Source organism: Amycolatopsis lurida (assembly GCF_900105055.1).
Taxonomy (GTDB): Bacteria; Actinomycetota; Actinomycetes; order Mycobacteriales; family Pseudonocardiaceae; genus Amycolatopsis; species Amycolatopsis lurida.
The window spans coordinates 5,232,827-5,245,349 of sequence record NZ_FNTA01000004.1 but is presented as its reverse complement, the minus strand read 5'-3'; the positions used below and the strand labels follow the sequence as shown (position 1 = coordinate 5,245,349).

General features: G+C 67.9%; 13 protein-coding genes and 1 tRNA gene. 9 read left to right on the top strand and 5 right to left on the bottom strand.

The genetic code is table 11. From position 1 onward, the window contains the following. Nucleotides 1-3: 3 nt before the first annotated feature. Entirely contained in the window at nucleotides 4-918 is a 915-nt protein-coding gene (locus tag BLW75_RS30295) for an LLM class flavin-dependent oxidoreductase (RefSeq protein WP_034305586.1), read from the bottom strand. A gap of 86 nt (nucleotides 919-1,004) precedes the next feature. Here BLW75_RS30295 and BLW75_RS30290 point away from each other — a divergent pair, with 86 nt between their 5' ends. Further along, a complete protein-coding gene (locus BLW75_RS30290; RefSeq protein ID WP_034305952.1) occupies nucleotides 1,005-1,769 on the top strand; it encodes a helix-turn-helix transcriptional regulator in 765 nt (254 codons plus the stop codon). Between the two features lie 47 nt (nucleotides 1,770-1,816). Beyond that, nucleotides 1,817-3,001, top strand: coding sequence for a PQQ-dependent sugar dehydrogenase (locus tag BLW75_RS30285; protein ID WP_034305589.1), 1,185 nt, complete (start codon nucleotides 1,817-1,819; stop codon nucleotides 2,999-3,001). Here BLW75_RS30285 and BLW75_RS30280 read toward each other — a convergent pair. Beyond that, nucleotides 2,998-3,723, bottom strand: coding sequence for an SDR family NAD(P)-dependent oxidoreductase (locus BLW75_RS30280; protein ID WP_034305592.1), 726 nt, complete (start codon nucleotides 3,721-3,723; stop codon nucleotides 2,998-3,000). The two genes, BLW75_RS30285 and BLW75_RS30280, sit on opposite strands and share 4 nt — an antisense overlap. A 31-nt stretch (nucleotides 3,724-3,754) precedes the next feature. On the opposite strand from BLW75_RS30280, the gene BLW75_RS30275 reads away from it, so the two are divergent. Then, nucleotides 3,755-4,276, top strand: coding sequence for an isochorismatase family protein (locus BLW75_RS30275; RefSeq protein ID WP_034305595.1), 522 nt, complete (start codon nucleotides 3,755-3,757; stop codon nucleotides 4,274-4,276). A gap of 3 nt (nucleotides 4,277-4,279) precedes the next feature. Next, nucleotides 4,280-4,672, top strand: coding sequence for an NUDIX hydrolase (locus BLW75_RS30270; protein WP_034305597.1), 393 nt, complete (start codon nucleotides 4,280-4,282; stop codon nucleotides 4,670-4,672). Nucleotide 4,673: 1 nt separating this feature from the next. On the opposite strand, the gene BLW75_RS30265 is transcribed toward BLW75_RS30270, so the two are convergent. Together BLW75_RS30265 and BLW75_RS30260 are read right to left on the bottom strand one after the other, a co-directional pair. Further along, on the bottom strand, nucleotides 4,674-5,267 hold the full coding sequence (locus BLW75_RS30265; protein ID WP_034305955.1) for a TetR/AcrR family transcriptional regulator: 594 nt from the start codon (nucleotides 5,265-5,267) through the stop codon (nucleotides 4,674-4,676). Nucleotides 5,268-5,365: 98 nt separating this feature from the next. Beyond that, nucleotides 5,366-6,316, bottom strand: coding sequence for an acyl-CoA desaturase (locus tag BLW75_RS30260; RefSeq protein ID WP_034305599.1), 951 nt, complete (start codon nucleotides 6,314-6,316; stop codon nucleotides 5,366-5,368). Between the two features lie 173 nt (nucleotides 6,317-6,489). Here BLW75_RS30260 and BLW75_RS30255 point away from each other — a divergent pair. The 5 genes from BLW75_RS30255 to BLW75_RS30235 all read left to right on the top strand — a co-directional run bounded on the left by BLW75_RS30255 (nucleotide 6,490) and on the right by BLW75_RS30235 (nucleotide 11,866). Beyond that, nucleotides 6,490-6,561, top strand: a tRNA-Gln gene (locus tag BLW75_RS30255). A gap of 43 nt (nucleotides 6,562-6,604) precedes the next feature. Continuing rightward, nucleotides 6,605-8,353, top strand: coding sequence for a GGDEF domain-containing protein (locus BLW75_RS30250; RefSeq protein WP_034305602.1), 1,749 nt, complete (start codon nucleotides 6,605-6,607; stop codon nucleotides 8,351-8,353). A gap of 44 nt (nucleotides 8,354-8,397) precedes the next feature. Continuing rightward, nucleotides 8,398-9,885: a bifunctional UDP-N-acetylglucosamine diphosphorylase/glucosamine-1-phosphate N-acetyltransferase GlmU gene (gene glmU, locus BLW75_RS30245; RefSeq protein WP_034305604.1), complete on the top strand. Its 1,488-nt coding sequence runs from the start codon at nucleotides 8,398-8,400 to the stop codon at nucleotides 9,883-9,885. After that, nucleotides 9,882-10,862, top strand: a complete 981-nt coding sequence (locus BLW75_RS30240; RefSeq protein WP_007028782.1) for a ribose-phosphate diphosphokinase — start codon at nucleotides 9,882-9,884, stop codon at nucleotides 10,860-10,862. Before glmU ends, BLW75_RS30240 begins: the two co-directional genes overlap by 4 nt. A 128-nt stretch (nucleotides 10,863-10,990) precedes the next feature. Then, nucleotides 10,991-11,866 carry a TIGR03621 family F420-dependent LLM class oxidoreductase gene (locus BLW75_RS30235; RefSeq protein WP_034305608.1) on the top strand — a complete coding sequence of 292 codons (876 nt, stop codon included), beginning with the start codon at nucleotides 10,991-10,993 and terminating at the stop codon, nucleotides 11,864-11,866. Here the strand turns inward: BLW75_RS30235 and BLW75_RS30230 are convergent. Further along, entirely contained in the window at nucleotides 11,860-12,477 is a 618-nt protein-coding gene (locus tag BLW75_RS30230; protein WP_034305610.1) for an NAD(P)-dependent oxidoreductase, read from the bottom strand. The genes BLW75_RS30235 and BLW75_RS30230 overlap by 7 nt on opposite strands. Between the last annotated feature and the right edge of the window lie 46 nt (nucleotides 12,478-12,523).

Genomic DNA, 12,523 nt, shown 5'->3' with positions numbered 1-12,523 from the left:
CGATTACCGGGGCAGGACGCCGGCGAGCTTCGGAAGCTGTTCGTCGAACTCGGCCGGTTCCTGGGTCGCGACCCTGATCAGCACGTGTTCGGCACCCGCGTCCTGGTATTCGCGCAGCCTGTCGGCGACCTCCGCCGGGCTGCCCGCGATGTACACCTGGATCTTCTCGACGAAGTCCAGCGGAACGCCGTAATTCCGCCGCGCGTAGTCCTCCAGCCGCTCGCGGGCCCGGACCGGGTCCTCCTCGATGAGCACTGTCGCGAACAACGCGGGCGTCACTGGGCGTACGGCCGCTTCGCGGATCTTCGCGAGCCCGTCGGCGTAGTCCGCGACGTCGGGCGGATACGGCAGCCAGCCGTCGTAAAGCCGGCCCACTCGTTCGAGCGCGCCCGGGGTGAACGAGGCCAGCCATACCGGCGGACCACCCGGACGGTGCGGTTCCGGGTACTCCGGAAGCGTGTCGTAATGCAGCACGTCGCCGTGGAACGGACCGCTGTTCCCGCTCCAGACGTGCCGCCACAGCGCGACGATGTCGTCGAGCCGGGCGCGACGGCGTTCCCACGGAACGCGGGTGAACGCGAACTCGGGTTCGCTGCGGCCGGCGAACCCCGCGCCGACGCCGAGCGTGATCCGGCCCTGGCTGAGCAGGTCGAGCGAAAGGATCGTGTTCGCGGAAAGCAGCGGATCCCGCAACGCCGGAAGCAGCGCGGCGGTGCCGAGGGTGACCCGCTCGGTTCTGGCGGCGAACGCGCCGAGCAACGTCAACGAATCGATGGGCGCCTTCGCGAGCGTGTCACCGACCCAGACCGAATCGAAACCTAGGCGTTCGGCTTCGACCGCGATGGCGACCATTTCCGGTGCGGTGCGCCCGGCGTCGAGGGTGGACCGATAAGTGGGGACGACAAGACCGAATTTCATGCCGGAAGCCTCTCCGCGGCGGGGAATCGTCTCAATTCCTTCGAGGGAATGGCGGCACCGGCGACGGCTCGGCCAAGATGACGACCATGGTTTCCGGATTCGGCCCCGCGCTGAAGGGCTGGCGCGAGCGGCGGCGGCTGTCCCAGCTGGAACTGGCGCTCCGGGCCGGGACCACCCAACGACACGTCAGTTTCCTGGAAGGCGGCCGTTCGATCCCCGGCCGCGGCCTGGTGCTGCGCGTCGCCGAATCGCTCGAACTCCCGCTCCGGGAACGCAACGGCCTGCTGCTCGCCGCCGGGTACGCCCCCGGTTTCCCCGAAACGAAACTCGACGATCCCAGGGTGAAGCCGGTCCTCGACGGTATGCGGCGGTTGCTCGACGGGCACCGGCCGTACCCGGCCATCGTCGTCGACCGCTACGGCGTGCTCGTCGCCCGCAACGACGCGCTCGACCTGCTCTTCGAGGACGTCGCGCCCGAACTGCTGGAGGAACCGGTCAACACCCTGCGGCTCGCGCTGCATCCGAAGGGGATGGCGCCGCGGGTGCTGAACCTCGCGGACTGGGCGCGGCACATCCTGGAACGGCTGACGCAGGAGATCGCGCACGCGCCCGACGAGCGGCTCACCGCGCTGCTGACCGAACTCGAAGGTTACGTTCCGGAGCCCGGGCCGCCCGGCCCGGACCATCTCGGGTTCGCCGTGCCGATGCGCCTGTCCACTTCGGCGGGTGAGCTGCGGCTGATCACGGCCATCACGACGTTCGCGACCGCCGCCGACGTCACGCTGTCGGAACTGAAACTGGAGACTTTCCTTCCCGCCGACGCCGAGACGGCCGCGATCCTGGCGCGTTGACCGGTTCGTCCCTAGTGAGCGGCTGAGCCCGGTGGCATGCTGATGTCATGCGCACTACCGCCGTCGTCGCGTTCGCTTTCCTGTTCTTGCTGGCCACGGCCTGTTCCGGGGCTTCGAGCGAGATGGTGCAGAGCGCGCCACCGGTCACTTCGAAGCCCTCCGCGGCGGCGTTGAAGGTCGAACAGGTGACGGCCGGGCTCGAACACGGCTGGGACGTCGGTTTCCTGCCGGACGGGAAGATCCTCGTCACCCAGCGTCCCGGGAAGCTGGCCTTGGTCGACGGCGGCACGAAACGCGACGTCGCCGCCGACTTTTCCGACGTTCACGTACGCGGCGAAGGTGGCTTGATGGGGATGGTGATCAGCAGGGACTTCGCGACGTCGCGCGAGTTCATCACCTGCCAGACCCACAAGGAGGGCGACACCGCCGTCGACATCCGGCTGGTCACCTGGCGGCTGTCGGACGACGGCGCGAGCGCCACGAAGGTCAAGGACCTTCTGACCGGGCTGCCGGTGAACCCCAGCGGCAGGCACTCCGGCTGCCGTCCCGCGTTCGGCGCGGACGGCGCCCTGCTCGTCGGCACCGGCGACACCGCCCGCCCGCGGCATCCGCAGGACCGGACGAGCCTCGGCGGCAAGGTGCTGCGCGTCGACGCGAAGACCGGGAACGCGTTGCCGGACAACCCGTTCATCAAGTCCGCGAACCCGAACGAACAGCGCGTGTTCACCTATGGGCACCGCAACGTCCAGGGCGTCACGGTCCGTCCCGGCACCGGGCAGGTGTTCACCGCCGAGCACGGGCCGACCATCGACGACGAGGTCAACCTGGAGACCGCGGGCGCGAACTACGGCTGGGACCCGTCCAAGGGTGGCACCGAGACCAGCTACGACGAAAGCGTCCCGATGACCGACAAGCAGCGCTTCCCGGACGCCGTCAGTCCTTTGTGGACGACCGGCGAGATCACCGAGGCGATCTGCGGCGCGGAGTTCCTCACCGGATCGCGGTGGGGAGCGCTCGAAGGCTCACTGGCCGTGACCGCGCTGAAAGGCCAGAAACTCCTGCTGTTCCGCCTCGACGACGCGGGCAAGGTCACCGAAGTGACGCTGCCGCCCGAGTTCGACGACAAGTTCGGCAGGCTTCGCGCCGTCCGGAGCGCGCCCGACGGCGCGCTCTACATCACGACTTCGGAAGGCCAGGACGACAAACTGCTGAAGGTCACACCCGGCGCCTAACGGCCGAGATACGCGCCGCCGTTGACGTGGATGATCTGGCCGGTGACGTGCCGGGCCTCTGGGCTCGCCAGGAAGGCCACCACTTCGGCGACGTCCGCGGGCTCGCCGGCACGTTTGGTCAGGGTGTTGCCGATCAGCCACTTCCGGCGTTCGTCGGAAAGCTTGTCCCGGAAGAACTCGGTGTCCCCGACCAGTCCGGGCGCGACGATGTTCGCGGTGATCCCACGCGGCCCGAATTCCCTAGCCACGTCGACGTTCCACGCCTCCAGCGCGGCCTTGGCCGCACCGTAGGAACCCGCTCCCGTCCGCGCGGCGATGGAACCGACGGTGACGATCCGCGCGCCGTCGGCGAACCTGTCCCGCAAGGCACGGGTGACCAGCACGGCGCTGAACACGTTCGCGTCGAGGTTGGCCCGCCAGTTCGCCGCGAAAGATTTCAGATCTTCGGCGGGCCCGTTGCGGAAATCGGTGTTCCCGCCCGCGTTGTTGACCAGGACGTCGACACGCTCCGGCAGCTCGGCCAGTGCCCGTTCCACCGCGTCCGGATCGGCCGCGTCGAACGGGACCGGGTTCGCGCCGAGCAGCGCGGCGGCCTCGGTGAGGACCTGTTCGCGGCGGCCGGTGATCGTCACCCGGTCACCCCGCGCGGCGAACGCCGCCGCGACCGCGTAACCGATTCCCGTTCCGCCGCCGGTGACCACGACTTCCCTGTTCTGCCCCATGACCTCAGCATAGGGACACTAGGCTTCCCGCATGACGAAGATCGACCCGCCGACGACGGCGCTCGTCCTGATCGACCTCCAGACGCGGATCGTCGCACTGGAGACCGTCCCGATCGAAGGCACCGAGGTCGTGTCGAACGCCGTCCTGTTGCGAGAGTCCTTCAGCGCGGCCGGCTCACCGATCGTCCACGTGCGCGCGCACCGGCCGGGGGTCGACGAGCAGCCACCCGGCAGCGAACTGGTCACCGAGCTGACGCCTCGCGAAGGCGAGCATCTGATCACCAAGCACACGATCGGCGCGTTCTACCGCACCGGACTCGACGAACTCCTGCGCGGACTCGGCGTGAAGACACTGGTGCTCGCCGGGATCGCCACGGAATACGGTGTCGAATCGACGCTGCGGGCCGCGATCGACCACGACTACGAGACCATCGCCGTTTCGGACGCGATGACGGGTATCGCCGCGATCTCCCACGAATCGGCGATCACGAAGGTGTTCCCGCGGCTGGGCGAAGTGCTCACCACCGCCGAGACCGCCGCGGCGCTGGGCTGACCCGTGATCGACAAGATCGCTTGGCTGCACCTGCGCGACGGCCGGATCCTGAGCACCCGGTCGCGCGGCAAATCCGTGTTCTACCTGCCCGGTGGCAAACGTGAACCCGGCGAAACCGACACGGAGACACTGATCCGCGAAATCCGTGAGGAACTGACCGTCGAAATCGATCCGGCGAGCATCGAGCCCGCCGGGGTCTTCGACGCGCAGGCCGACGGCCACGCGACGGGACTATTGGTCCGGATGACCTGCTACACGGCCGAATTCAGCGGAACGCTCAAGGCCGGCAGCGAGATCGACGAGGTCGTGTGGCTCGGCTACGCGGACAGGGACCGGGTCTCCGCGGTGGACAAGATCATCTTCGATCACCTGCGGGAGACCGGCCTCCTGCGCTGACTCAGTACAGCCGCAGCTTGGGTTTGTGCTCCAAATTGGACAAACCGTTCCAGGCGAGGTTGACCAGATGCGCGGCGACCTCGTCGCGTTTCGGCTTCCTGGCGTCGAGCCACCACTGCCCGGTGAGCGCGACCATCCCGACGAGCGCCTGCGCGTACAGCGCGGCCAGCTTCTCGTCGTAACCCCGCGCGGCGAACTGCTGCGCGAGGATGTGCTCGACCTGGCTGGCGATGTCGTTCAGCACCGTCGAGAACGTGCCCGTCGAACTCGCGACGGGTGAATCCCGCACCAGGATGCGGAAGCCGTCGTGCGAGTCCTCGACGTAGGAGAGCAAGGCGATCGCCGCCTGCTCCAACATCGCTCTCGGGTGTCCACCGTGGAGGGTGGAGATCATCCGGTCGAGCAGCAGTTGCGTCTCGCGGTCGACGACGACGGCGTAGATGCCTTCCTTGCCGCCGAAATGCTCGTACACCACCGGTTTGGAGACATTCGCGCGGTGCGCGATCTCCTCGATGGACGTGCCCTCGAAACCCTTCTCCGCGAACAGGGCCCTGGCGACGTTGAGCAGTTGCTGCCTGCGCTCGGTCCCCGTCATCCGCACCCGGGTCACCGGGGCGACAGGACGCACCCCGGTGACCGCTTCACGTTTGGTCCGCCTTCTCCCCGCCATCGCAGAAGACTAACGTGACCTCGCTATTTGCTTTCAGTGGCGATGCGCGCGAGGCGCTGCGGGGTCGGCCAGCGCACGTCGTAGGCCCAGCCGAACTTTTCGAAGATCCAGATGAGCCGCGCGGAAATGTCGATCTGACCGCGCTGCACGCCGTGCCGCGCCGAAGTCGGGTCGGCGTGGTGCAGGTTGTGCCACGACTCGCCGAAGGAGAAGATCGCCAGCGGCCAGAAGTTGGCCGACTTGTCGCGCGCCGCGAACGGGCGCTCGCCGATCATGTGGCAGACCGAGTTGACCGACCAGGTCACGTGGTGCAGCACGCAGACGCGCACCAGCCCGGCCCAGAAGAACGCGGTCACCGCGCCCCAGAACGACCAGGTGATCAGTCCGCCCAGGATCGCGGGCAGTACCAGGGTGAGCAGGCTCCACAGCCAGAACAGCTCGTCGACCTTCTTGATGGCCGGATCTTTCACCAGGTCCGGCGCGAATCGCTCCGCGTTGGTCTGGTCCCGATCGAACAGCCAGCCCATGTGCGCGTGCCAGAACCCCTTGGCGATGGCGACCGGTGTCGTGCCGAACAGCCACGGCGAATGCGGGTCGCCGTCGCGGTCGGAGAAGGCGTGGTGGCGCCGATGGTCGGCGACCCAGGTGATCACGGGGCCCTGGACGGCCATGCTGCCGGCGATCGCCATCGCGACGCGCAGCCACGGCTTGGCCTTGAACGAGCCGTGCGTGAAGTAGCGGTGGTACGAAACGGTGATGCCGAGCCCGCTGATCGCGTAGAAGACCACGAACAGGCCGACGTCGACCCAGGTCAGTCCCCAGCCCCAGGCGAACGGGACGGCCGCGAGCAAGGCGGCGAGCGGGAAGATGACCCCGAGGTAGACCGAGAGCTGCACGCCGCTCGATCGATGTCCTTCGATTACCGGCTTGGGGCCCTTCGCGGGCTTCTGGGAACGGTCCAGGGTAGCCGTCATGCAGTCACTTCTTTTCTATGCGCAACCCCGAGGGTTTCCCTAAGGGTGACCTTACCTACGATGCCGTAAGTTACGGTACAGGAGGTTTGGTCCCCTGTGGAGTGCCCGCGAAGGTGAGACAACCCCCGGGCGCACGTGGAGGTCTCCGGCATGGCTATCCTGACCAGGATCGATCCGCCGTAGTGTAATCGGCAGCACTTCAGATTTTGGTTCTGACAGTTCAGGTTCGAATCCTGGCGGCGGAGCAGACGAACAGATGACCAGCGGCGTTTTCAACGGTGGGGGTGTGTGCGGCTGACCGAGGACGCGACGACCAGTGGCAGGCGGCCGGCGCTTGCGGAGATGTCCGACGCCTGGCTCCACGGTCGCGCGCGCGAACTCGGGGCAGCCATCCAGCGCGTCAGCTACGCCGAACAGCTGGACATCGTCACCAGCCTCGACGAACTCCTCGACGAGACACAGCGCCGCGGCGAACCGTTGCTGGTCGCCCAGCTGCTGCGCTACTCGGCGATGGCCAGGCTGGTCACCCGCGGCCTCGCCGCCGAAGCGGAGCCCCGGCTCGACGAGATGCTCGCGCACACCAGGCGGCACGGTCTCGCGCTGATGCGCGCCGACGCGCACGCCATGCGCGGCCGACGGCTGGTGATCGCCAAACAGGAGGACGCCGCCCTCACCGAGATCGCCAGGGCACTGGCCATCCTCGACGACTCCGCGGTCCCGGACCGCCAGGTCGGCAGGCGCAACTGGGACCGGATGCTGTCCACCACCCTGGTCGACTGCTGGCTGGTGCTGAACCAGCTCGGCGTCTACGAGGCGGCCGAGGAGGCCATCGCCCGCGCCGCGCAGGCGATCCGCGACAGCGCGAGCCCGCACGAGATCGCGCTCCAGCTGATCAACCGGGTCAAGATGCTGCTGGGCTGGGGCCTGCGGCTCGAACGCATCGAGCGCTACGACGAGGGGGCGGACAAGTTCCGCACCGCGGCGTCGATGGCCCAGGCCGCCGAAGGCCCGTTCACCGAGTCGCTCTTCCCGCGCAAGGCCGGCGTGCCCGCGATCGACCAGGTCGGCGTGCTCGCCGCTGCCGCCGCGCTGGCGTCGCCCGATTCGTCGCATATCGAACGCCTCAACTCGCTGGTGCACCCGGAACTGGTGTTCCCGCACGAACGCGAGATCATCGCCATCGCGCTGGCCCGCTGCCTGGACAACGACGGCCGCCGCGAGGACGCCCTGCAGGTGCTCAAAGAGGTCCGCGAGGACAACGAGGACGGCTCGCTGCCGTCGATGCGGTTGAACCTCGCCCGCGAGCTCGCCAGGCTCGACACCACCCCCGACTACGCGTCCGGCGCGAGCCAGTCGCTGATCGACTACGCGACCATCCTGGAAACGGAGATGTGGTCGCTGCGGGAATCGCAGATCGCCACGCTCAACGCGCGCCGGGAGCACGAACGCCTGTCCGCCGAGCACGGCGCGATCACCCAGCAAGCCCTTCAGGACCCGCTCACCGGGCTGCCGAACCGGCGCGCGCTCGACGAAAAGCTGCGTTCGCTGGCGTCCTCCGCCGACGCCCAGCCGCTCGCGGTCGCGCTGGTCGACCTCGACGGATTCAAGGACGTCAACGACAAACAGTCGCACGCCGAAGGCGACAACGTGCTCCGTGTCATCGCGAGCACACTGCGCGACGCCCTGCGCGGCGACGACGTGGTCGCCCGGTACGGCGGAGACGAGTTCATCGTGCTCCTACCTGGGGCTCCGGCCTCCGCGGCGAAGCAGGCGCTGGGTCGTTCTGTGAATGCCGTCGCATCTCTGCCGCACCATCTTTCGCACGGTGTCACCCTCTCCGTCGGCCTCGTCTCGCTCCGCCCGCAGGAACGGGCCGAGCAGGTCCTCGCGCGCGCCGACGCGGCCATGTACCAGGCGAAACGCGGCGGCGGGAACCAGGTTTCGTCGGTGAACTCGATGGCCATCGACCCGGCGACCGGATGGCCCGGTGAGGATGCTCCGACCGACCCCGCGTGGGACTCCGAGCAGCCCACGTAGGATCAATGCCCGACAACCACCGTTGGTGAAATGTTGGGAGAGCCGTGACCGGCCCGCTGAGCACGTTGATCCTCGCCGCGGGTGAGGGCACCCGCATGCGTTCGTCCACCCCGAAGGTGCTGCACCCGATCGCCGGCCGCCCGTTGGTCGAGCACGCGGTGCGGGCCGCCGCGGGACTGAACCCGGAGCACCTGGTCGTGGTCGTCGGCCACGGTCGCGACTCGGTCGGCGCCCGGCTGGAAAAGGTCGGCGAGGCTCTCGGCCGCCAGGTCGTCACGGCCGTCCAGGAAGAGCAGAAGGGCACCGGGCACGCCGTCTCGTGCGCGCTCTCCGCGCTGCCCGGCGGGCTGACCGGCACCGTCGTCGTCAGCTACGGCGACGTCCCGCTGCTCGACACCGAAACGCTCGCTTCTCTGGTCGCCGAGCACACCTCCACCGGTAACGCGGTCACCGTGCTGACCGCGGTCGTCGAGAACCCGACCGGTTACGGCCGGATCGTCCGCGACGAAAACGGCGTCGTCACCTCGATCGTCGAGCAGAAGGACGCCACCCCCGAACAGCACGAAATCGCCGAAATCAACTCCGGCGTCTACGCCTTCGACGCTTCGGTCCTCGTCGACGGGCTCTCGCGGCTCTCGACGGACAACGCGCAGGGCGAGCTCTACCTCACCGACGTCCTCGGCATCGCCCGCGGCGACGGCAAGGGCGTCGGCGCCCTCGTCATCGACGACCCGTGGGTGACCGAAGGCGTCAACGACCGCGTTCAGCTCTCCGTCCTCGGCGCCGAACTGAACCGCCGGATCGTCCGCGGCTGGCAGCGGGCGGGCGTCACCGTCGTCGACCCCGCGAGCACCTGGATCGACGCGGGCGTGACCTTGTCGCGCGACGTCGTCATCGAGCCCGGCGTGCAACTGAAGGGTTCGACGTCGGTCGGCGAAGGCGCGCAGATCGGCCCGGACAGCACCTTGGAGAACGTCACCGTCGGCGCGGGCGCGTCGGTGGTGCGGACACACGGTTCGGATTCGGAACTGGGCGACGGGGTGAAGGTCGGTCCCTTCACCTACCTGCGTCCCGGCTCCAAACTGGGGACCAAGGGCAAACTCGGCGCGTTCGTCGAGACGAAGAACGCCGACATCGGCGCCGGCACGAAGGTCCCGCACCTGACCTACGTCGGCGACGCGACCATCGGCGAGAACAGCAACATCGGATGCTCCAGCGTCTTCGTCAACTACGACGGCGTGAACAAGCACCACACCACGATCGGCTCCCATGTGCGGCTCGGCGCGGACAACACGTTCGTCGCCCCGGTGACCATCGGTGATGGCGCCTACAGTGGGGCAGGCACCGTGATCAGGCAAGACGTGCCTCCGGGCGCGCTCGCCGTGTCCACCGGGCCGCAGCGCAACATCGAAGACTGGGTGTCCCGGCGCAGGCCGGGCACACCCGCGGCGGAAGCAGCTTCCGCCGCGAAGCAGGACACCACCGCCGTGTCCGATTCAAACAAGGGAAACGACGGGGAGTCGCCAGCATGAGCTCGAAGTCCGGAACACCGAAGAAGAACCTGATGCTCTTCTCCGGGCGCGCCCACCCGGAACTCGCGGAAGAGGTCGCCAAGCACCTCAACGTGTCGGTCGTTCCGCAGACCGCGCACAACTTCGCCAACGGGGAGATCTTCGTCCGGTTCAACGAATCGGTGCGCGGGACCGACGCTTTCGTGATTCAGAGCCACCCCGCTCCCATCAACGAATGGGTGATGGAGCAGCTGATCATGGTGGACGCCCTCAAGCGGGCGAGCGCCAAGCGGATCACCGTGATCATGCCGTTCTACCCGTACGCGCGGCAGGACAAGAAGCACAAGGGCCGCGAGCCGATCTCCGCGCGCCTGATCGCGGACCTGTTCAAGACCGCGGGCGCCGACCGGATCATGACGGTCGACCTCCACACCGCGCAGATCCAGGGCTTCTTCGACGGCCCGGTCGACCACCTGCTCGCGCAGAACGTGCTGGCCGCGCACATCAACAAGACCTATCGGGACGAGAACATCACCGTCGTCTCGCCGGACTCGGGCCGTGTGCGACTCGCCGAGAAGTGGGCAGCGCAGCTGGGTGACCGGCCGATCGCCTTCATCCACAAGACCCGCGACCCCGACAAGCCGAACCAGGCCGTCGCCAACCGCGTCGTCGGCAAGGTCCGCGGTCAGCTGTGCGTGCTGATCGACGACATGATCGACACCGGCGGCACGATCGTGAAGGCCACCGAGGCCCTGCTCGACGAAGGCGCGTCCGACGTCGTCATCGCCTCGACCCACGGCATCCTGTCCGACCCCGCCACCGAGCGGCTGTCGAACTGCAAGGCGCGCGAGGTCATCGTCACCAACACGCTGCCGATCCCGGAGGAGAAGCGGTTCCCCGGGCTGACCGTGCTGTCCATCGCGCCGCTGCTGGCGCAGGCGATCCAGCAGGTCTTCGAGGACGGATCGGTCACGTCCCTCTTCGACGGCAACGCCTGATCCAGCCGAAGCAAGGGACCTTTGCTCTCACTCTCCGCAAGAGAGTGAGAGCAAAGGTCCCTTGCTTCGTTTTCGGCTCCTCGCGAAACGACGCGCGGCCGGTCGCCCGGCATGGCTAGGTTCCGTTCATGGGGAAATTCAAATTCGGCGTGAACCTGTGGGGCGCCGAGAACCGTGAAGACTGGGTCGCGAAGTGCCGCCGCGTCGAGGCCCTCGGATTCGACGTCATCTCCGTGCCCGACCATCTCGGCCCGGGACGGAACGCGCCTTTCCCGGCGCTGACCATGGCCGCCGCGGTGACCCAACGGCCCCGCGTCGGCACTCTTGTTTCCAATATGGCCTTCTACAACGCCGCACTCTTCGCACGCGAAGTCGTCACGACGGCGAAGATGACGGGCGACCGGCTGGACCTCGGACTCGGCTCCGGCCACATGAAATCGGAATTCGACGACGCCGGCCTGCCGTGGATCCCGGCCAAGGAACGTATCGAGTACCTCGCCAAGAGCCTTGACCACCTGCGCGGACACTTCGCCGACGAAGGAATCACGCCCCCGCCGCTGCTCCTCGCGGGCAACAGCGACGGCGTGTTGTCCCTCGCCGCCCGTGAAGCCGACATCGCCGGCTTCGCGGGTCTTCGTCAAGCACCGGGGAAACCGCCGGGAACGTTCCGGCTCGACGATGCCGAGCGCATGGACGAACGTGTCGCCTTCTTCCGTTCACAGGCGAACGGCCGCGATCCCGAACTGAACATGCTGGTCCAGCGGGTCGTCGTCGCGGACGACCGGCGCGCGGCCGCCGAGGCCTGGCGTGAAGAGGTCAAAGACCAGGACGGCCTCGACGTCGACGCCCTGCTCGAAACGCCCCAATTGCTTTTCGGCACCGTCGCCGAGATCGTCCGGCAGCTGCAGGAGCGTCGCGAACGGTACGGCTTCTCCTACATCACGGTGTTCGAACCGATGCTGGAAACGTTCGCGCCGGTCGTGCGGGAACTGTCCGGTCAGTAAGCGACGCAGAAACGCTGGCGGCGGTGTTCCGGCTTGTCGATCTCGTCGACGAACGCGATCGCGTAGTCGGCACCGCCGATCTTCGAACCGCCGTTCTCGTCGGTCAGGAGCACGTCGCCACCGAGCCGGAACTCACCGGTCCGCTCGCCCTCGGCCCACGCGCCGAACTCCGCGGCCGGGCTGACGTAGAACCAGTCGATGTCCTCGGGAAGCTTCCGGAACGCTTCCAGCACCTCAGCGTGCGCGCCCGCTTCACCCTTGTATTCGTCCGGGAACTCGGGGGTGTCGATCAGTCGCGGTCCGCCTTCGGCCACGTGCAGGCTGCCCGCCCCGCCGACCACGCCGATCCGTGCGCCGTTGTCCTTCGCGACCTGCGCGATCGAGGGCACCGCGTCGAGCAGGCCGCTCTGCCCGTGAACCGCGATGACCAGGACATCGGCGCCCTTGGCGACATCGGCCAGGAATGCCTCATCGTAGAGCGAGCCGGCCCTGGTTCCCTCACCTTCGGCGGTCCTGGACACCACCAAGACTTCGTGACCGCGGCCGCGTGCCTCCGCGGCGATCTTCCCGCCCGCGTACCCGGTTCCTCCGAACACAACCAATTTCGCCATCGCGTTTCTCCCTTTTCATCGGCGACTACGCCGATGCTAAGAACGC

Bases quoted from the DNA above. Each gene is read 5' to 3' on its own strand.
- BLW75_RS30240 (WP_007028782.1), top strand. From the start codon at position 9,882: ATGAGCTCGAAGTCCGGAACACCGAAGAAGAACCTGATGCTCTTCTCC.
- BLW75_RS30230 (WP_034305610.1), bottom strand. From the start codon at position 12,477: ATGGCGAAATTGGTTGTGTTCGGAGGAACCGGGTACGCGGGCGGGAAG.
- BLW75_RS30290 (WP_034305952.1), top strand. From the start codon at position 1,005: ATGGTTTCCGGATTCGGCCCCGCGCTGAAGGGCTGGCGCGAGCGGCGG.
- BLW75_RS30285 (WP_034305589.1), top strand. From the start codon at position 1,817: ATGCGCACTACCGCCGTCGTCGCGTTCGCTTTCCTGTTCTTGCTGGCC.
- BLW75_RS30295 (WP_034305586.1), bottom strand. From the start codon at position 918: ATGAAATTCGGTCTTGTCGTCCCCACTTATCGGTCCACCCTCGACGCC.
- BLW75_RS30265 (WP_034305955.1), bottom strand. From the start codon at position 5,267: ATGACGGGGACCGAGCGCAGGCAGCAACTGCTCAACGTCGCCAGGGCC.
- BLW75_RS30235 (WP_034305608.1), top strand. From the start codon at position 10,991: ATGGGGAAATTCAAATTCGGCGTGAACCTGTGGGGCGCCGAGAACCGT.
- BLW75_RS30280 (WP_034305592.1), bottom strand. From the start codon at position 3,723: ATGGGGCAGAACAGGGAAGTCGTGGTCACCGGCGGCGGAACGGGAATC.
- BLW75_RS30260 (WP_034305599.1), bottom strand. From the start codon at position 6,316: ATGACGGCTACCCTGGACCGTTCCCAGAAGCCCGCGAAGGGCCCCAAG.
- BLW75_RS30275 (WP_034305595.1), top strand. From the start codon at position 3,755: ATGACGAAGATCGACCCGCCGACGACGGCGCTCGTCCTGATCGACCTC.